The sequence below is a fragment of the Trinickia sp. LjRoot230 genome, assembly GCF_964253315.1.
Taxonomy (GTDB): Bacteria; Pseudomonadota; Gammaproteobacteria; order Burkholderiales; family Burkholderiaceae; genus Trinickia.
Genome location: NZ_CAXUQX020000001.1, coordinates 3,323,405 through 3,343,329, shown reverse-complemented (window position 1 = coordinate 3,343,329; position 19,925 = coordinate 3,323,405). Strand labels below are relative to the sequence as shown.

General features: G+C 63.8%; 13 protein-coding genes. 6 read left to right on the top strand and 7 right to left on the bottom strand.

All coding sequences use genetic code 11. The annotated features are described in order from the left end of the window. Positions 1 to 4 precede the first annotated feature (4 nt). Together ACSQ20_RS15225 and ppc are read right to left on the bottom strand one after the other, a co-directional pair. Positions 5 to 3,769 (bottom strand): PAS domain S-box protein, encoded by a 3,765-nt coding sequence (locus tag ACSQ20_RS15225; protein ID WP_436021324.1) that lies wholly within the window; start codon positions 3,767 to 3,769, stop codon positions 5 to 7. Between the two features lie 282 nt (positions 3,770 to 4,051). Further along, on the bottom strand, positions 4,052 to 6,976 hold the full coding sequence (ppc, locus tag ACSQ20_RS15220; protein ID WP_436021322.1) for a phosphoenolpyruvate carboxylase: 2,925 nt from the start codon (positions 6,974 to 6,976) through the stop codon (positions 4,052 to 4,054). 166 nt (positions 6,977 to 7,142) lie between these two features. Between ppc and hemC the strand changes: the two genes are divergently transcribed. Genes hemC through ACSQ20_RS15205 form a run of 3 tightly spaced genes read left to right on the top strand, consistent with a single transcriptional unit; the run spans position 7,143 to position 11,400 of the window. Continuing rightward, positions 7,143 to 8,126: a hydroxymethylbilane synthase gene (gene hemC / locus ACSQ20_RS15215; protein WP_436021320.1), complete on the top strand. Its 984-nt coding sequence runs from the start codon at positions 7,143 to 7,145 to the stop codon at positions 8,124 to 8,126. A gap of 17 nt (positions 8,127 to 8,143) precedes the next feature. After that, positions 8,144 to 10,204 (top strand): fused uroporphyrinogen-III synthase HemD/membrane protein HemX, encoded by a 2,061-nt coding sequence (hemDX, locus tag ACSQ20_RS15210; RefSeq protein ID WP_436021318.1) that lies wholly within the window; start codon positions 8,144 to 8,146, stop codon positions 10,202 to 10,204. A 2-nt stretch (positions 10,205 to 10,206) separates the two neighbouring features. Further along, positions 10,207 to 11,400: a heme biosynthesis protein HemY gene (locus ACSQ20_RS15205; RefSeq protein WP_436021316.1), complete on the top strand. Its 1,194-nt coding sequence runs from the start codon at positions 10,207 to 10,209 to the stop codon at positions 11,398 to 11,400. Between the two features lie 28 nt (positions 11,401 to 11,428). Here the strand turns inward: ACSQ20_RS15205 and ACSQ20_RS15200 are convergent, their stop codons facing one another. The 3 genes from ACSQ20_RS15200 to ACSQ20_RS15190 all read right to left on the bottom strand — a co-directional run bounded on the left by ACSQ20_RS15200 (position 11,429) and on the right by ACSQ20_RS15190 (position 15,337). Beyond that, positions 11,429 to 12,721 (bottom strand): MFS transporter, encoded by a 1,293-nt coding sequence (locus ACSQ20_RS15200; protein WP_436023138.1) that lies wholly within the window; start codon positions 12,719 to 12,721, stop codon positions 11,429 to 11,431. Between the two features lie 85 nt (positions 12,722 to 12,806). Continuing rightward, positions 12,807 to 13,565 carry an SDR family oxidoreductase gene (locus ACSQ20_RS15195; RefSeq protein ID WP_436021314.1) on the bottom strand — a complete coding sequence of 253 codons (759 nt, stop codon included), beginning with the start codon at positions 13,563 to 13,565 and terminating at the stop codon, positions 12,807 to 12,809. 332 nt (positions 13,566 to 13,897) lie between these two features. Then, positions 13,898 to 15,337, bottom strand: a complete 1,440-nt coding sequence (locus ACSQ20_RS15190; protein ID WP_436021312.1) for an aldehyde dehydrogenase family protein — start codon at positions 15,335 to 15,337, stop codon at positions 13,898 to 13,900. Positions 15,338 to 15,533: 196 nt separating this feature from the next. Between ACSQ20_RS15190 and ppa the strand changes: the two genes are divergently transcribed. Then, entirely contained in the window at positions 15,534 to 16,061 is a 528-nt protein-coding gene (gene ppa, locus ACSQ20_RS15185; protein ID WP_436021310.1) for an inorganic diphosphatase, read from the top strand. A gap of 4 nt (positions 16,062 to 16,065) precedes the next feature. On the opposite strand, the gene ACSQ20_RS15180 is transcribed toward ppa, so the two are convergent. Both ACSQ20_RS15180 and ACSQ20_RS15175 read right to left on the bottom strand, forming a co-directional pair. Then, positions 16,066 to 16,401 carry a GIY-YIG nuclease family protein gene (locus tag ACSQ20_RS15180; protein ID WP_436021308.1) on the bottom strand — a complete coding sequence of 112 codons (336 nt, stop codon included), beginning with the start codon at positions 16,399 to 16,401 and terminating at the stop codon, positions 16,066 to 16,068. A 9-nt stretch (positions 16,402 to 16,410) separates the two neighbouring features. Then, positions 16,411 to 17,589: a GNAT family N-acetyltransferase gene (locus tag ACSQ20_RS15175; RefSeq protein WP_436021306.1), complete on the bottom strand. Its 1,179-nt coding sequence runs from the start codon at positions 17,587 to 17,589 to the stop codon at positions 16,411 to 16,413. Positions 17,590 to 17,658: 69 nt separating this feature from the next. Between ACSQ20_RS15175 and ACSQ20_RS15170 the strand changes: the two genes are divergently transcribed. After that, positions 17,659 to 19,386, top strand: a complete 1,728-nt coding sequence (locus ACSQ20_RS15170) for an NAD+ synthase (RefSeq protein WP_436021304.1) — start codon at positions 17,659 to 17,661, stop codon at positions 19,384 to 19,386. A gap of 73 nt (positions 19,387 to 19,459) precedes the next feature. Further along, the gene (glnK, locus tag ACSQ20_RS15165) at positions 19,460 to 19,798 is read left to right on the top strand and encodes a P-II family nitrogen regulator (protein WP_436021302.1); all 339 of its coding nucleotides are present in this window, start codon (positions 19,460 to 19,462) and stop codon (positions 19,796 to 19,798) included. The last annotated feature ends 127 nt before the right edge of the window (positions 19,799 to 19,925 follow it).

Genomic DNA, 19,925 nt, shown 5'->3' with positions numbered 1-19,925 from the left:
TTGTTTATTTCGTTTCGATCGCGAGCAATTGCTCGAGTGTGTCTTCCACGGCTGCGAGCGCCGTATCGAATTGCCGCGCCCAATTCGCGAGCGTGGCCAGGTCGCCGGCCTTGCCCGCATTCTCGAGTTCGGCGCAGAGGTCGCCGAGCGCCACCGCGCCGACGGAGCGCGACGACGACTTCAGCTTGTGCGCGATCGCACCGGCTTCACGTCCGCGCCCCGCGTCGCAGTGCGTGCGCAACTCCGCGGCCAGGCGTCCCACTGAGTGCTGATAGTCGGACAGCAATTCGCGGACGACTTCCGGGTCGTCGCCGACAATGCCCTTGAGCACGTCCACATCGACCGCCGCCGCTGTAGCACCGTGCGGTACGGCCGCGGGCGTTGCTGCCGGCCCGGCGGCGGGCGACGGATCGCTTTGATTGCCGTTTGCATTCGGCGCACGAAAGTGCGTCTCCAACACGGCTTGCAGACGATTGAGCTGCAGCGGCTTGGTCAGATAACCGTCCATGCCCACGGCCCGCGCGCGTGCCGCTTCACCCTGCACCGCATTGGCCGTCAGCGCGACGATCGGCAGCCGTGTACCGGGCGGTTCTTCGCGCCGTATCGTTTCCACGAGTTCATAGCCGTCCATCTCGGGCATGTGCAGATCGGTCAGCAACAGCGCGTAGTGGTTCGCGCGCCACAGCGCGAGCGCCTCGCATCCGTCGCTCGCGATTTCCGCCACGTGCCCCAGCAGGCCGAGCTGGCGCAAGATGACCTTCTGGTTGATCGCGTCGTCTTCGGCCACGAGAATGAGCCGCCCTTGCTCGCGCGCTTGCGCGACCGACAGCACCGGACCGGTGCGCTCGATGCGCGCGTTGCCGCTCGCGCGCGCTGCGCTCTCGGCCGAACGAATGGTGGCAATCGCCTGCTCGTCGATCTTGAACGGCAAGCGCACCATGAACGTCGAGCCCACGTCCGGCGTGCTCTCGACGGTAATCGTGCCGCCCATCAGATCGACGAGCCGGCGGCAGATCGCAAGCCCCAGGCCGGTGCCGCCAAAGCGGCGCGTCGTGGACGCCTCGGCCTGCGTGAATGGCTTGAAGAGCTTGGGCAGCGTCTCGGCCGACATGCCGATGCCGTTATCGGTGATCGCGAACGTCACTTCGATGCGCGCGTCGCCAAGCGCTTGCGCCGTCACCCGTACCGACACGCTGCCGGGCTTTTCGGGGCGTCCGCCCGAGAACTTGATGGCGTTGCCCACGAGGTTATAAAGCACTTGGCGCAGCCGCGTATCGTCCGACAGGACGGCCTGCGGCAGATCGGGCGCGATGAACTTCGTCAGCTTGACGCCGCCCCGCTCGGCCACCGGCGTCAGTGACTGGCACAAGCCCTCGGCCAGATGCGCGATCGACAGCGGCACGCATTCGATATGCAGCCTGCCGGCTTCGATCTTCGAGAAATCGAGGATGTCGTCGATCAGCGTGAGCAGCGCGTGTGCCGACTCGCGAATCGTCGTCACCATGTCGCCCTGATCGGCGGTGAGGCCCGTTTGCGCCAACACCTCGGTCATGCCGATCACGCCGTTCATCGGCGTGCGGATCTCGTGGCTCATCGCCGCGAGGAACGCGCTCTTCGCGCGCGAAGCGGCTTCGGCGTCGGCGCGTGCCTGCTCCAACTGCAACGTGGCGTGGCGGCTTTCAGTGACATCGCGTGCCGTCGCATAAAGGAGTCCGTCGAGCTGAATCGCTTTCCACGCGAGCCAGCGGACGGTGCCGTCCGAGCACAGATAGCGGTTCTCGAATTGGTCGATCGGCTCACCGGGACCGCGGCGATGGATTTCCGTCATTGTCGCGACGCGGTCATCAGGGTGCACGAATTCGATGAAAGGCCGTGACAGCAGTTCCTCGTTCGACCAGCCGAGCACGGTCGAAAAGGCGGGGTTCACGCGCTTGAAGCAGCCGCTCGGATCGGCGAGGCAGATCAGGTCGAGCGAAAGATCGAAGAGCCGGTCGCGCTGCGTTTCGGCTTCCTTGCGGCTCGTGATGTCCTGCACCATGACGAGCGCGCCTGCCAGGCCGTCCATTTCATAGGGCACGGCTGTCATTTCGCCGATGAAAACGCTGCCGTCGAGCCGCAGCCATTCGACCTCGCGCGTCGGTGTCGCGATGTGCGTGCGCAACAGCCGCTCGATGCGTGCCTCGGCCGCGTCCCGGTCGTCCGCGCGCAGAAATTCGACCAGCGACAGCCCGCGAATCTGTGCCGCCGAATAGGCGCCGAGAATCTGCAGCGCCTTCGGATTGGCGAACGCAATCGTTTGCCCTTGAATCAGAAAAACGGCGTGGGGCGACAGTTCGATCAATTGCCGGTAACGTGCCTCGCTGCGCATCAGCGCTTCTTCGCCGGCCTGCTCGCGCGTGACGTCGCGTATCAGCGCGATCATGCCCGCCGACGCGGTGCCGCGCTTTTCCACTCGCATTTCATACACGGCGGGCTCCGAGCGCTCGAGCCGGAACATGGCGCTTGGCGCACCGTCATCGTGCGAGGCGGGGCCGCCGGCCAGCATGGCGGCGAAACGTTGAATCTGCTCGGGGCGGTCGTCGCTACGGTCGTCCTGAAAGAATGCTTCGGCGATATTTGCCGGCGTCGCTGCGCTGAGTTGCTCGCTCGTCCAGCCGAGCAGCGTGAGCAAATGCGGGTTGTAGCCGTCGACATGGCCGTCGGCGGAAAAGCCGATGGCCGCGTCGGGAATCGCCTTGAAAAGGGCTTCGGCGCGTTCGGCTTCCTTGAGCTTGCGCGCGTGTGCCTCGCGCTCGCGCAGCGACGATGCCTCGGCGCGCCGATAGAGCCGGCCCTGATTGATCTCGGCGGCGAAAATCAAGAGCGTCAGGATGACGCCGGCCACAACGAGCGCGATGATCCGATGATGGAACGCCGCGAGGTAATCGGCATTCGAAAAACCGATCATGGCGGCGGCCGGAAAATCGGCGAGCGTCACATAGCTGATCGTGCGGCGGACGTCATCATAAGGGCTGGCCGCTTCGAAGGTGCCCTGCGGCGCGCGCTTGAGCGCGAGGCGCAACGGCGAATGGGGCGGAATAGGCCAATTCGTATCGAGCCGCGACCCGGTGCGGCGCGCGCGTACGACGAAGTCTTGCGTGCCGATCACGGCAATCAGACCGCTGCGGCCGATACGTTGCGACTCGAGCACTTCCGTCAGCAATGCGGGCGGCACCGAGATGACGACGACGCCGACAAAGCGTCCTTGGGTATCGTTGATCCGGCGCGACAACTGAATGGACATTTGGCCGCTGACACGGTCGATCACCGGTTTGCCGATAAAAAGCGCTGTGCTCGGGTCGTACATGTGGGCGCGATAGTAATCGCGATCGGCATGGTCGATCGGCTGGAAGCCGGGGAATGTCGACGCGCGCATGATGCCGCGTTTATCGAGTACGGCAACTTCGATGAATTCGTCGAGATTCAGCAGCCCTGAATGAACGTAGTCTTCAAGCGGCAATTGCACGCCTTCGCGCTTGACGAGCCACGAGGTGACATCGGCAACTTGATTGGCTTCCCGAAATACGCGCGTGGTATGAGCCGCCAGCGCATTGGCGAGGGTTTCCACCTGTAAGGATTCGTTTTTCGCCTCGGCATTGAAATCCCACATCGAAAATGCGCCGAGCGCAATCCACAGCGCCACCACCAAGCCGAGCGCGGTGGCGTGATTGATGCGCGATGCTCGTTGGATGCGTTCACCCAATCGTCGAATACGCGAAACGTGGCTCATGAATGACATTTTTCGCGGTGATGGTGCGAGCCGCGCAAAAGCACGCGGAAATAAAATGATTGGTTAACGATCGTCGTGTCGATCTGCTCGCCCAAAAGGGGCGGCCTCGAGTTTTTTATCGACCGAAATACGCTGAACTTTAATATCAAGCGTTCGCTTAATTGGGGTGGGAATCAATAAACTGATGTTGCGACCATAATAAAAATGGGGCCGGCGCTTTCGCGCACAGCCCCTTGGATCATTTCGTCATGCCGAAATGAAAAGACGTACCGTACTGTTTATTCAACCCGTATTGCGCAACCCTGCTGCAATGCCATTGATCGTCAAATGGATACCGCGCCGCAAGCGCGCGTTGGTGTCGCCTCCGCGGTGCCGTTTCAGCAATTCGACCTGCAAGTGATTCAACGGATCGAGATAAGGGAAACGGTTCTTGATCGAACGCGCGAGCAGCGGGTTATCGGCGAGACGCTCTTCTTTGCCCGTGATTTGCGCGAGCGCATGAGCCGTGCGCTCCCACTCCGCGACGATCCGTGTGAATACGTGCTGGCGCAGCTTCTTGTCCTCGACGAGCTGCGCATAGCGCGATGCCACGGCCAGGTCGGTCTTCGCCAGCACCATATCCATGTTCGAGAGCAGCGTCGAAAAGAACGGCCATGCCTCGAACATCTCTCGCAGCATCGCGAGGCGTCGTGTGCGTTCGGCGTCGCTGCCTGCCTCGTTCAAATGCGCCTCTACCGCGCTGCCAAAGCCGTACCAGCCGGTCAGCAGCAACCGGCATTGGCCCCAGGAGAAGCCCCATGGAATCGCGCGCAAATCTTCGATGCGGCGTTGCTGCGGATCGTGCAGCTTGCGCGAAGCCGGGCGCGAGCCGATGTTCAGTTCGGCAATTTCGGTGATCGGCGTCGACTGAAAGAAGTAGTCGGTAAAGCCCGGCGTGTCGTAGACGAGCGCACGGTACGCCCCCATCGCCGCATCGGAGAGCGCCTGCATGGTCGCCTCGAAACTCGCCAGTTGGGCGGGCGCATGGCCGTGCGGCAGCACTGACGCCTCGAGCGTTGCCGCAATCACGGTTTCCAGATTACGCCGGCCGATCTCGGGGTTGCCGAATTTGCTGGCGATCACTTCGCCCTGCTCGGTCAGGCGAATTTGGCCGTCGACCGTGCCGGGCGGTTGCGAAAGGATTGCCTGATAGGTCGGGCCGCCGCCGCGGCCGACCGTGCCGCCGCGGCCATGAAAGAGCCGCAATCGGATCCCACGGCTCTTGAAGAGCGCAACGAGCGCAACCTCCGCCCGGTAAAGCTCCCAATTCGAGGTGAGGAAGCCGCCGTCCTTGTTGCTGTCGGAGTAGCCGAGCATCACTTCCTGTTCGCCGCCTTGATGGGCGATAAGCGCCTCGACGCCGGGCAGATCGAAGAACTCGCGCATGATGACGGGCGCGTTGCGCAAATCGGCGATGGTCTCGAACAGCGGAATCACCATCGATGCACTGCGCGCGCCATTGCCATGCTGGCCGCCGAGCGTGCCTTCGAGCAAGCCGGTTTCTTTTTGCAGCAGCAGGACCTCGACCAGATCGCTGACTGTTTCGGTGTGCGAAATGATGTAATTGCGCACGGTCCGTGCGCCGAAACGCTTGCGCGAGGCCCGCGCCATTTCCAGCACGCCCAATTCTTGATTCACACGCGGCGAATATTCCATATACGGCGAGCGCAACAGGCGCGGCTGCCCGAGTTCGGCGAGCAGCACACGCAATTTGTCGGCTTCGCCTAGCGCCGCATAGTCGTCCGCCACACCGGCGCGTTGAAGCAACTCGGCAATGACCGCCTCATGCACGTCGGAGCTTTGGCGCAAATCGATGCTCGCGAGGTGAAAGCCGAATACTTCCGCGGCGCGGGCGAGCGGTGCGAGACGTGGCGTGGCGAGCGAGGCGCCATGGTGCGCCGCGAGCGAATCGACGAGCACGTTCAGATCGCGCGCGAATTCGGCGGCATCGGTATAGGGGGCCGCATCGCGATGCACGCTGCGGGTGCGCACGACGCCGTCGCCGAGCAGCGCGCGCGCCGTGGCTGCGAGCCGCGCATAGACGCCGATCAGCGCGCGCCGATAGGGCTCGTCGACGCGATGCGGCGAATGGTCGGGCGAGGCGAGGGCGAGCGCCTTGAGCGCTTCGCTCGAGCCTGCCAGCAAGTTCGACACCGACAGCTCCGCACCGAGCGCATGTACTTCGTCGAGATAGTGCTCGAAGAGCACGGACGCCTGGCGCGTCACCGCATGTTCGAGCGTATCGGCCGTGACATTCGGGTTGCCGTCGCGATCTCCGCCGATCCAGCTTCCCATCTGGAAGAACGCGGGCAGCCGTGCCTTGAGACCGTGATGCTCGTCGAGCGCGGCTTCGATATCGGCATAGAGCGCGGGAATCTCCTGCAAAAACGTCGCGCGGTAATAGGACAACGCATTTTCGATTTCGTCCGCGACGGTGAGGCGCGAGTCGCGCAGCATCCGTGTTTGCCATAGCGTCGTCACGCGTGCGCGCAAAAGGGCCTCGTTTTGCGCCCGTTCGCGCTGCGTCAGCTGCTGATCGCGCTCGGCAAGCAGACGGGCGATGTCGTGTTGCGCATCGAGAATGCTCTTGCGCTGGACTTCGGTCGGGTGCGCCGTCAGCACCGGTACGATCAATGCATCGTCGAAAAAGCGCTTGAGCGCCGCCGGTTCCACCGTGCCTGCCAGCGCGAAGCGCTCGAGCGCATAGGCGATCGTGCCGGCCTTCGGCGCCGAGCCGCCGAGCGCGTGGATGCGGCGACGGCGGTTGTGATGGCGGTCCTCGGCGATGTTCGCCAAGTGTGAGAAATAGCTGAATGCGCGCACGACGCTGACGGTTTGATCGGGCGTCAGTGTGCGCAACTGCTTTTCGAGCGAGAGGGCCGCGCTGTGATCGTCTTCGCGTCGGAACTTGACCGCGCTTTGGCGAATCGTTTCGACGAGATCGAAGACGGCGTCGCCTTCCTGCTCGCGCACGACATCGCCGAGCAGCCGGCCCAGATAGCGGATGTCCTGAAAGAGCGGTTGATCCTTGTCTTCGCGGCCGCGGGCGGCGGGTTTGGATGGCGCAGGCGTGCCAGCCGTGGGCGAAGCGGTTGGAGAGGTTGAAGAGGCTGATGCGGACGATGCATCGGCGTTGGGGGCGACGCGCGCCGGTCCGGAAGACGTCACGGTGGGTTCCTCAGTGAAGCCAGAGTCGATGGAATTGAATGAACTGCGAACTGCGAAGCAGACAAAACGAGGCAACGAGGCCCTAGCCGGGCGGTGCGAAAAATGGGGCAAGGCGTGCGTGCTACCATTCTTCGATGTTCGATCCCGTCATTCGATGTACTGATCAATGAATTCCGAGACGCTTTTTTCCGCGCCGCCCGGCACGCTCGTCATCGCCTCCCGCGAGAGCCGTCTCGCGATGTGGCAGGCCGCGCACGTCCGGGACGCGCTGCACAAATTATATCCATTCTGCGACCTACGGATTCTCGGAATGACGACGAGGGGCGATCAAATACTCGATCGCACGCTGTCCAAGGTGGGCGGCAAGGGGCTGTTCGTCAAGGAACTCGAGAACGCGCTCGCCGAGGGCCGCGCCGATCTGGCTGTGCACTCGCTCAAAGACGTGCCGATGAACCTGCCGGACGGCTTTGCGCTGGCCGCGGTGCCGGAGCGCGAGGACCCGCGCGACGCGTTTATCTCGAACGACTACGCCGAGCTTGCCGCGCTGCCCGCGGGCAGCGTCGTCGGCACTGCCAGCTTGCGCCGTGAGTCCATGTTGCGCATGCGCTATCCGCATCTCGTGGTGCAGCCGTTGCGCGGCAACCTCGATACGCGCTTGGCCAAGCTCGATCGCGGCGATTATGCCGCCATCATCCTTGCAGCCGCGGGCTTGAAACGGCTTGGGCTGGCTGCGCGCATCCGCTCGCTGATCGACATCGACGACAGTCTGCCGCTAGCCGGACAGGGCGCGCTCGCTATCGAGATTCGTGCCGATCGTCCGGAACTCGCCGGCTGGCTCGCGCCGCTCGATCATCGGCCGACTGCACTGGCGGTCCAAGCGGAGCGCGCGGTGTCCCGTGCACTCGGTGGGAGCTGCGACGTGCCGCTTGCCGCGCACGCGCACTGGCGCGGCGACGTGCTGCATCTGTCGGGCCGTGTATCGATGCCGGACGGTTCGCGCTCGGCTGCGGCCGACGCCGCCTCGCCGGTGGGCGATGTCGCGGGTGCGCTGGCGCTGGGCCGAACCGTTGCCGACCTGCTCGATGCCAAGGGCGCGCGCGCGATCGTCAGCGCGCTGGCCACTGCGACGAGCGGCGAGTCGGCCGTCTGAGCGCCGCGATCTTCGGCATGGCGAGCCCCGAGCCGAACGCACGCGAGCCTCATCGCCAATCTGCAGACGGGCGCGCGCAGTCGGCATCGTTTACCGCCGTCCTGACGCGTCCGGCCGGACAATCAGCGGCACTGGCTGCGAGACTCGCGCGCGACGGCATCGACTCATTCGAATTTCCGCTCATCGAGATCGCCCCCGTAGACGACGTGAGGCCGCTGCAAGCCGCGCTCGCTGAACTCGAAGCCTACGCGCTCACCGTTTTCGTTTCGCCGAATGCGCTCGACCATGCCCTGGCGCATCTGGCGCGCCGCTGGCCGGCGGCCGTGCCCATCGGCGTGCTCGGGCCCGGAAGCCTCGCGGTGCTTGCCCGTCACGGCATTGCCGCACCCGAATGCGAGGTGATTTGCCCGGCTGGCGCGAACGGCACCGGCGCCGATGTTACAGACGGCACCGATGCCGCCGCCCTGCGTTTCGATTCCGAAGCGCTGTGGACCGCGCTCGAACGCCGCTTTGGCTCGCGCGGGCTCGATGGCAAGCGCGTGCTGATCGTCCGGGGCGACGGCGGCCGCGAATGGCTGGCCGATCGGCTGCGCGAGGCTGGTGCGCAAGTCGAAGCCGTGGCGGCTTACCGACGCGTTATGCCGGCGCCGGCCTCGGGCGCGTGGGCGCACGTGCGCGCGCTGCTAGCGGGTGTGCCGCACGCGTGGCTCCTCACGAGCTCGGAAGGCGTGCGCAATCTCGATGCTCTGGTGCGCGCCCATTTGAGCGACGCCGAGCACGCAGCCATCCGGCGCGCGCCCGTGATCGCGCCACATGCGCGCATTGCCCAGACGGCGCGGGCACTGGGTTTTGATAGGATTACGCAATCCGGCCCCGGCGACGAGCGTATCGCCGCGGCATTGCGCGCCGTTTCGGCCTCATCTCGCGCATCCTTTGATCAACCGGCTGTTGCTTCCTCTTCTTCGGCTCAATTGCGCATGACTGATTCCAACCAGGACTCATCGAACCTCGCTTCACCGCCACCTGCGGCGTCGTCCGAGCCGTTTTCCTACGAGGCGCCAAAGCGCCGCGGCGGCGGGTGGCTGCTGTGGCTTGTAGTGCTGCTCGTGGTCTGCGCCACCGGCATCGGCGCGTACGCGCTGAACCGCAAGATGGATCGGCTCGATACACGCATCAGCGCGCGCCAGCAGGCGCTCGATGCGCAGACGGCTGAGCAGCGAGTGAAGACGGACCAGGCGCTCGCAACCGTTCATCAGATCGACGCGCAGTTCGCGCAACTGCAAGGCAAGCTTGCCGACGCGCAAACGGCGCAGCAGGCGCTGCAAAAGCAGTACGACGAGCTCGCGCGCAACCGTGACGACTGGACCTTCGCCGAAGTCGAGCAGATGCTGTCGAGCGCAAGCGAGCAGTTGCAACTGACCGGCAACACGCAGCTCGCCCTGTTCGCGCTGCAAAGCGCCGACAGCCGGCTCGCCGCGCTGGCGAGTCCACAGTCGCTGCTCGTGCGCCGGGCCATCGCGCAGGACATCGACAGGCTCAAGGCCACTCCTTCTGTCGACCTCACGGGTCTGGCCATCAAGCTCGACGACGCGATCGGGCAAGTCGATTCGCTGCCGCTGTTGGGCGAGGCCCCGGTCGGCCGGCCGGCGGGCGCCTTAGCGGTTCCAGCTGCGGCCGATGCGCGCGCGGCGGCGGCTGGCGAGCCGCGCTGGAAGCTCTGGTGGCGCAAGCTGTCCGCGGCCGTCGGCGTGGAATTGAAGGGGCTCGTGCAGGTGCGCCGGCTCGACAACGCCGATGCGATGCTCAACGCACCCGAGCAAGGCGAATTCGTGCGCGAGAACGTGAAGCTGCGGCTCTTGTCGGCGCGGCTTGCGCTGCTCTCGCGTAATCAGGCAACGCTGAGCTCGGATTTGCAGGCGGCCGATGCGGCACTGACGCGGTATTTCGACGGCGCGTCCAAGCACGTACAGACGGTGCACGAACTCGTGAAGGATGTCGCGCACCGCGGTGGTTTGGTCGAAACGCCGAACATCAATACGAGCTTGCAAGCCGTGCACAACACCAAGAGCCGGGGTTGACGATGGCAATCAGGGGACTCTTTTGGTTGGCCTTTCTGTTCGCGCTTGCGGCCGTTATCGCGACGCTCGGACACTTCGACGCCGGCCAGGTGCTGCTCGTCTATCCGCCGTATCGGATCGACATTTCGCTCAATCTTTTCGTTGTGTCAATCGTTGCGCTCTTCGTCGTGCTCTATGCGCTGACGCGCATCGCGCGCAACGTCTGGCAGATGCCGCGGCGCGTGGCGGCCTACCGCGTGCGAGCCCGCGAGGCGAAGGCTCATGCGGCGCTGCGCGAGGCAATCGGCAACCTTTATTCAGGGCGCTTTTCGCGCGCTGAGAAAGCTGCGCGCGAGGCGCTCGCCAACCCGGCGAACAAGGGCGCGGCCGGGCTCGTCGCCGCAGCGGCGGCTCACCGGATGCGCGAATCGATGCGTCGCGACGAATGGCTGGCCGCGATCGACGCGCCGGAATGGCAGGACGCGCGGCTGATGGCGAGTGCCGACATGCGTGCCGACGGGCGCGATCCGGAGGGAGCGCTCGCCGCGCTGACCGAAATGCAGTCGCAAGGTGCGCGGCGCATCCACGCTCAGCAGATCGCGCTGCGCGCGCAGCAGCAAATCAAGAACTGGGGCGAGGTCTTGAAGCTCGTGAAGACGCTCGAAAAGCGCGAGGCGATCCACCCAGCCGTCGCCGTGCGGCTGCGCCAGCAGGCGGCCGAGAATTTGCTGCGCGATCGTCGGCATGACGCCGAAGCGCTGCTCGCGCTTTGGCACTCGCTGGCCGCTTCCGAGCGGCATTCGCCGCGCCTGGCCGATCTGGCGGCCGAGTTGCTGATCGGCCTGAACCGGCACGACGAGGCGCGCAAGATCGTCGAAGACGCGTTGCAGCACAACTGGGATGCCCGCCTGTTGCGGCGCTATCCCGACACCGCTGGCGACGATGCGCTGCCGCTGATTCAAAAGGCCGAAGCATGGGGCAAGAGCCGTCCCGACGACGCCGATTTGCTGTTCGCGCTCGGCCGCCTCTGCCTGAAGCAGCAACTTTGGGGGAAGGCGCAGTCTTTCCTCGAATCGGCGCTGACGCTGGCCGACGACAACGAGGCATTGACGATCCGCACGCATCGTGCGCTCGCGCGGTTATTCGAACAGCTCGGCGACACGAGCCGCGCGAGCGAACACTACCGTGCGAGCGCACTAGCAATGAACGTCGTGTGACGAACGTGCACGACGCTCAGTTGCTTGCTTACTTGTTCACCAGCCGTGCGGGCACGCTGAGCGCGAGTAGGGCGCCGAGCACCATGAATGCGGCGAGCATGTACATGCCGGAATCGTTGACGCCGGTTGCCTGCTTGAGCCAGCCGATCGCGTAGGGGCCGAGAAAGCCGGCCAGATTGCCGATCGAATTGACCATCGCGATGCCGGCGGCCGCGCCGGCACCGGCGAGAAACGCCGTCGGCAGGCTCCAGAACAGCGGCAACGAGGTGATGATGCCCGCGGTTGCCAGCGTCAGCGCGGCCATGGCGAGCCCGGTCTGATGCGCCCACGTGACGGACATGATGAGCCCGAGCGCTCCGGCCAAGCCCGGCAATGCCACGTGCCAGCGCCGTTCGCGCCGATGGTCGGCGCTTTTTGCGACGATCAGCATGGCGACGACGGCAGCCGCAAACGGGATGGCCGACAGCAAGCCGATGACGAGCGGGTCGGCCACGCCTGTCGCCTTGATGATCGTCGGCAGCCAGAAGCTCACACCGTACAGCCCCATCACGAACGAGAAGTAAATGAGGCTCATCAGCCATACGCGTGGGCTTGCGAGCACCGCGCGAAGTGACATGTCGATCTTGTCCGCTTCGTCGGCTTTGATTTGGCGCTCGATCAGCTGCTTCTCGTCGTCCGAGAGCCAGCGCGCGTGCGCGACGCGGTCATCCAGCGCGACGAGCACGAGGAGGCCTGCCAGGATCGACGGCAACCCTTCGAGCAGGAACAGCCACTGCCACCCTTGCCAACCGTTGGTGCCGTGAAAGGTTTTGAGGATATAGCCTGAAATTGGCCCGCCGATCACACCGGAAAGGGCGACGGCTGTCATGAACCACGTCGTCATCCGGCCGCGCCGATGGGCGGGGTACCAGTAGGTGAGATAAAGGATGATGCCGGGAAAGAAGCCTGCTTCGGCGAGCCCCAGCAAAAAGCGCATGGCGTAGAACATCGCCGGCGTGGTGACGAACATCGTGAGAATCGAAATCAAGCCCCAGGTGATCATGATGCGAGCGATCCAGATTCGCGCGCCGACGCGGTGAAGAATCAGATTGCTTGGCACTTCAAACAGGAAGTAGCCGAGAAAAAAGATGCCCGCACCTAGCCCATAGACCGAGTCGCTCAAATGCAGGTCGCTTGCCATTTGAAGTTTCGCGAAACCGACATTGACGCGGTCGAGATATGCGACCAGATAGCAGAGCAGCAACAGCGGCAACAGTCGCCACGATACTTTGCGATACGTTGCTGCTTCGAAGCTGGATGGGGTGGCGCCGGGCGTCGGCATCGAAAGCGGGCCGAGGCCCGCGTCGGGATCGCTCATCGTTTGTCTCCTCTTGTTGTGTCGTCAGTGGTGGTGCATCAAACGGATACTAAACGCAGCGTCCGCCGTCGACTTCGAGGCAGACTCCCGTCACGAACTCTGCTTCGTCGGAAGCGAGAAAGAGCGTGGCGTTCGCGACATCTTGCGGCGTCGAAAAGCGGCCGAGCGGAATGCCGGCTAAAAAGCGCTGCCGGTTTTCGGGTGTGTCGTCGACACCCATGAAGGCTGACAGCAACGCCGTTTCGCCGATAACGGGGTTGACGCAGTTCACGCGAATGCGCTCGGGGCCGAGTTCGACCGCGAGCGATTTGCTTGCGACGATGACGGCGCCCTTGCTGCCGTTGTACCAGACGAGACCGGGCCGCGGCCGCACGCCGGCGGTTGACGCGATGTTGACGAACACGCCGCCGCCTTGCTCGCGAAAATACGGCACGAAGGCTTGCACGCTCCAGAAGATGCCTTTGACGTTGACTGCGTAGACGCGGTCGAATTCGTCCTCGGTGATCTCGAGTACCGGCTTGTTGCGATGTGTGGTGCCGGCGTTGTTGACGACGATTTGCACGCTGCCGAAGTCTTCCAGGGCGGTTTCGCGCAGCGTATGCCAATCGTTCTCCCGCGTCACATCGCCTGCGACGGCGATGGCGCGCGCCCCGCTGAGGGCGATTTCGCTGGCGACGCGCTCGGCTGCTGCGCTTGACACATCGTTGATGACGACGTTTGCGCCTTCGCGCGCGAACGTTTTGGCGATGCCTTCGCCGAAGCCTGAGCCGCCGCCTGTGACGATGGCTGTTTTGCCTTTGAGTCGCATCGTGTCTCCTGTGTCGGCCGCAGTTGGCGCTTTAGCGCCTACTGCGGCCCCATGCAACGCAGTCGGCCGCAGTTGGCGCTTTAGCGCTTAGTGCGGCCCCATGCAACGCAGTCGGCCGCAGTTGGCGCTTTAGCGCTTAGTGCGGCCCCATGCAACGCAGTCGGCCGCAGTTGGCGCTTTAGCGCTTAGTGCGGCCCCATGCAGCGCGGTCGGCCGCACTTAGCGCTAAAGCACTTAGCGCAGCCCCCTGCAAAGCTGTCGTTCGAATAGTGCCCCGGCGGGCTACAGCAGGCAAGCGCCATACTTTTCGCACCACGCGGCGACCTGCTGCCTCAACCATGCCGTATCGCAATCGTCTTGAGCGTTGTAAACCCGTAGAGCGCTTCAAAACCCTTTTCCCGGCCGAAGCCCGAATGCCCTGTACCGCCGAACGGCAACTCCACGCCACCTCCCGCGCCGTAATTATTGATGAATACCTGGCCTGCGCGCACCCGGCGCGCGAGCCGCAGCTGACGTGCGCCGTCGCGGGTCCAAACCCCTGCGGCGAGGCCATAAGGCGTGCTGTTGGCCAATGCAATCGCATCGGCTTCGTCGTCGAACGGCAGTGCCGCGAGCACGGGCCCGAAGACCTCCTCGCGCGCGAGCCGGTGAGTGCGCGGCACATCGGCAAAGAGCGTCGGCACCTGATAAAAGCCGCCTTCGGGTGCGTCCGGCAAGATCGTGCCTTGGCCGGCAATGCGCACGCCGTCATCCTTCGCTTGCGCGATGAACGCCGCGACGCGTTCCCGCTGCTTGGCGCTGATCAGCGGGCCGCAATCGGCTTCGGTTTGTCCCGGCCCGGCGCGCAGTGCGTTGAAAGCAGCACCAAGCCGTTCGACGAGCGATGCGTAGATCGGCCGCTCGATCAGCACGCGGCTGCCCGCCGAGCAGGTCTGGCCGGCGTTTTGCAAAATCGCGGACATCAGCGTGGGCATGGCTGCATCGATGTCGGCATCGGCGAACAAGATCTGCGGAGACTTTCCGCCGAGTTCGAGCGTCACGGGCGCGTAGTGCTCGGCAGCCATTTGCGCGACGAGTGCGCCCGTTGGCGGCGAACCCGTAAACGAAATGTGATCGATGCCGGGGTGCCGCGCGAGTGCTGCGCCGGCTTCGCTACCATAGCCCGTCACGACGTTGAGCGCGCCGGGCGGCAGGCCCGCTTCCACCGCCAGCGCCGCGACGCGCAACAGCGACATACCGGCATCATCCGCAGGCTTGACGACGCAGGCGTTGCCCGCGGCAAGCGACGCCCCGACGCTGCGCCCGAAAATCTGCATCGGATAATTCCACGGCACGATATGGCCGGTCACCCCATGCGGTTCGCGCAGCGTCAGCACGGTATAACCGGCTTGATAGGGCAAGGTCTCGCCATGCAGCTTGTCGGCTGCGCCGGCATAAAACTCGAAGTAGCGCGACAGCGCAGCAGCATCGGCCCGCGCCTCTCTGAGCGGCTTGCCGGTGTCGCGCGCTTCGAGTTCCGCGAGTTCGTCGCGATGCGTGGTGACCAGCATCGAAAGCCGGTAAAGGACGCGACCCTTTTCGGCCGCACTCATGAACCCCCATGTGCCGTCGAAGGCGGCCCGCGCGGCGCTGACCGCGGCGTCGATGTCGGCGGCGTTGCCTCGCGCGATGCGCGCAAACAATTGGCCGTTCGCGGGGTTCACGACATCGATGGTTTCCCGGCTCGTTGGCGCGATCCATTCGCCGCCTACGAAATGTGTTGCTTCCTCCATGCAAGGCTCCCTGTTGATCAGAACCGTCCGTCCAAACGCAATGAGCGTCGATTATCGCGCCGTTGCTCGAACGGCTGCGCGTGAATGCACCTATTGCGCTCGGCTATAATGGCGCGCAGCGCATATGCCGGGGCCGCAATACCACACTCGGCTGCTCGACGCTTCCTCCCTTTTCCATCTTCCTCAAGAGAACGTCATGAGCTTCAATCACGTCCCCGCGGGCAAGGATCTGCCGCAAGACTTCAACGTCATCATCGAAATCCCGGCGCAAAGCGACCCGGTGAAGTACGAAGCAGACAAGGAACTTGGCTTGCTCGTCGTCGATCGCTTCATCGGCACGGGCATGCGCTACCCGGTGAACTATGGCTATATTCCTCAGACGCTTTCGGGCGACGGTGACCCCGTCGACGTCCTCGTCATCACACCGTTTCCTCTGATTCCCGGATGCGTCGTACGTTCACGCGCGCTGGGAATGTTGCAGATGACGGACGAGTCCGGTGTCGATGCGAAGCTCGTTGCAGTGCCGCACGACAAGCTGTGCCCGATGACGGCGCATATGAAATCGGTCGACGACGTGCCCGCTTATCTGCTCGATCAGATCAAGCACTTTTTCGAGCAGTACAAGGCGCTCGAAAAGGGCAAGTGGGTCAAGGTCGAAGGTTGGGCAGGCATTGAAGCGGCCCATAAAGAGATCACCGAAGGCGTGGCGAATTACAAGAAGTAAGCGCTCAGCCCGCTGCCTCGTCTTCGACGGCAGCGGCATTTGCTTGTGTCAATTGTGCCGCAAGTGCCACTTGCGGCAACACCGAATCGAGCGTGCGCTCGCCGGCGGCGAGTGAGCGCTTTTGCGCGGGCGATAAGCGCTTCACCCAATATTCGGCGCGCGATGCACTGGAGCGGTCGGCCAACTCGAACGACGCCAATACGCAAACGGGCCTACGCGCGCGGGTATAACGCGCGCCCAAGCCGCTCACATGCTTGGCAAAGCGCGCCTCGACATCAATAGCGATGCCCGTGTAGATGCTGGCGTCGTCGCATTCGATCAGATAGAGAAACCAGGGCATCGGCGAGCGCTATGGTTTGGACGGTTTGAACGGGTGATGCTCGCGCAGCTCGTCGACATGCGCGTGAATCAGATTAGCCTCGTTTTCGAGAAAACGCGCGACGGCATCCGAAAACGCCGGGTGCGCAAGCCAATGCGCCGAATGCGTGACAGTCGGCATGAAGCCGCGCGCCATCTTGTGCTCGCCTTGCGCGCCGCCTTCGAACGTGGCCAGCTTTTCTTCGATGCAAAATTCGAGCGGTTGGTAATAGGCCGTTTCGAAATGCAGGCACGGCACGTGCTCAAGCGCGCCCCAGTAGCGGCCATAGAGCGTGCCGCCCAACTCTTCACCGCGCTGGTACACGACGAGCGAACTCGCGATCGGCTGTCCTTCGCGTTCGGCAATGACGAGCAGCAGGTTCTCCGGCATCGTCGCGCCGATCATGCGGAAAAATTCCAGATTCAAATACGGTGAGGAAAAGTGCTCCCGGTAGGTCTGCCGATAGCAGCGCGCGAAAAAGCGCCAGTCCTCGTCGCTTGCCTCTTCGCCGCGCACGCGGCGAAACGTGATGCCGGCTTCGCGCACATGGCGTCGCTCCGCGCGGATATTTTTGCGTTTTTTCTGCTCGAGCGTCGAAAGGAAGTCGTCGAAATCCCGGTAGCCGTCGTTGAGCCAGTGAAACTGGATGCTTTCCCGCCGCATCATGCCAAGCGACGTCAGCGTATCGGCTTCCGCTTCGGTCGGAAACAGCACGTGCAGCGACGATACGTCCGACTGTTCCGCAAGCGCCACGATCGAGGCGGCCAACTGACGGCGGGCCGGTTCGTCGACGGCGATGAGCCGCGAGCCCTGCACCGGCGTAAACGGCACGGCGCATACGAGCTTCGGGTAGTACTCGAGACCGTTGCGCTGGTACGCATCGGCCCAGGCCCAATCGAACACGTATTCGCCGTACGAATGGTTTTTCAGATAGACCGGCGCGACGGCCACAAGCTCGCCGCTCGTCGCATCGGAGAGCGTGACGAAGCGCGGTGCCCAGCCCGCGCGTTCTCCCGTGCACTGTGCCGCATGGAGCGCGCTAAGAAACTCGTGGCGCAAAAACGGCGTCGGCTGAGGCTGGCGGGCGAGCAGGGTGTTCCACTGGCTGGCGTCGACCTCGAGGGGGGACGCCAGAAGGCCCATGCGATAATCGATGCGTTCCTGTTTCAACTGTATAACCGTGTTCGTGGCGGGGCGCAGTTGCTAGTGCGGCGTTCGCCGCTCGTTGCATATGAACTCATGACCACTCGAATCGCGCTTGGCCAACTGAACGTTTCCGTCGGCGATTTCGCCGGCAACATCGCGCGGATCGTCGCGGCGGCGCGCGCGGCGCATCGCGATGGCGCCCGGCTGCTGCTTACGCCGGAGCTTGCTTTATCCGGCTATCCGCCGGAAGACCTGCTGCTGCGCCCCACGTTTTACACGACGAGTGCTGCAGCGCTCGCCGAGTTGGCCGAGCAACTCAAGCCGCTCACCGGCCTCCATGTCGTGGTGGGCCATCCGCACCGGGACAGCGCGAAAGCACCGGGTGCCGACGCATCGGGCGCCGGCGCACCGAGCGCTCATGGTAATGCAAACCGGCCCATCGAGCGCGGTTTGCCGCCTGTCGACACTTACAATGCCGCGTCGGTTCTTGTCGACGGCAAGATTATCGGCACGTATCGCAAGCAAGCGCTGCCGAACACCGAGGTCTTCGACGAAAGGCGTTATTTCGCCTCCGACACCACGCCGTTTGTCTTTGCACTCGACGGTGTGCGCTACGGCGTCATCATTTGCGAGGACGCCTGGCATGCTGCGGCGGCGCAGCTCGCGAAGGCCGCCGGCGCCGAGGTCCTGCTGATTCCAAACGGCTCGCCTTATCACCTGAACAAGGGCGATGCGCGCGTGGACATCCTGCGTGCACGCGTCGCGGAAACCGGGCTGCCTGTTGTCTACGTCAACCTGGTCGGCGGACAAGACGAGCTCGTCTTCGACGGTGGCTCATTCGTGCTTGATGCGAAAGGCGAACTCGCGATGCGCATGCCGCAGTTCGTCGAAGGCCAGGCGATCGTCGAATTCGACGGCGCCGCGCCGCAACGCGGCGTCATCGCTGTCACGCCGCCGCTCGAGGCGCAGGTCTATGCCGCGCTCGTGCTCGGTGTGCGTGACTACATCGGCAAGAACGGCTTTCCGGGTGCGATCGTCGGGTTGTCGGGCGGCGTCGATTCGGCGCTCGTCCTTGCTATTGCCTGCGATGCGCTCGGTTCCGAACGCGTGCGGGCGGTCATGATGCCGTCGCGCTATACGGCCGATATGTCGATGCTCGATGCGGCCGAGATGGCGCAGCGCCTTGGCGTGCGTTACGACGAGATCGCAATCGGCCCGATGATGGCGGCGTTTCGCGGCGCGCTCGCGGGCGAGTTCGACGGCCTGCCGGAAGACGCCACCGAAGAAAACATCCAGGCGCGCATTCGCGGCACGCTGTTGATGGCGCTTTCCAACAAGTTCGGCGCGCTCGTGCTGACGACGGGCAACAAAAGCGAAATGGCCGTGGGCTACTGCACGCTTTATGGCGATATGGCGGGTGGCTTCGCCGTGATCAAAGATATCGCCAAGACGCTGGTCTATCGGCTTTGCCGCTATCGCAACGGTGCATCGTCGTTCGCGCGGCGCGACATCATCCCCGAGCGGGTTTTGACGCGCGCGCCGTCGGCCGAATTGCGCGATAAGCAAACGGATCAGGACAGCCTGCCACCATACGATGTGCTCGATGCGATCATGCAAATGTACATGGAAGAAGATCAGCCGCTTGCCGATATCGTCGCGGCCGGTTATGCCCGTGAAGACGTGCTGCGCGTGACGCGCCTGCTAAAGCTAAGCGAGCATAAACGTCGGCAGGCGCCTATCGGCATTCGCGTCACGCATCGCGCTTTTGGCCGCGATTGGCGTTATCCGATCACGTCGCGTTTCGCCGAACAGATTCCATGAGCGCGGGTCGGCTGCTCGCCGGCCGCAGCGTAGAATCGTTGCAACCCACCGAATAATCCAGACGAGGCTAGCCATGAAACGCATTACCGCAATCATCAAACCGTTCAAACTCGACGAAGTGCGCGAGGCGCTGGCCGAAGTTGGGCTCACGGGCCTCACCGTCACGGAGGTCAAAGGCTTCGGCCGGCAAAAAGGCCATACGGAACTCTATCGCGGCGCTGAATACGTCGTCGATTTTCTGCCGAAAGTGAAAATTGAAGTAGTGATTGCCGATACGCAAGCTGACCAGGTGATCGACGCCATCATCGGCGCTGCGCGCACGGGCAAGATCGGTGACGGCAAGATCTTCGTGACCGAGGTGGAGCGCGTGATTCGCATTCGCACGGGAGAGGAAGACGAAGCGGCCGTCTGAGCCATCTGAATGGCTGGCTGAATAATTGAATGGTTGAGCGGCTGACGCGTTTCGAACGACGAACCGACAAACAACAAACGCGCAGCCCCAAAAAAAACGGTGCGACGCCCTAACGGGCACCGCACCG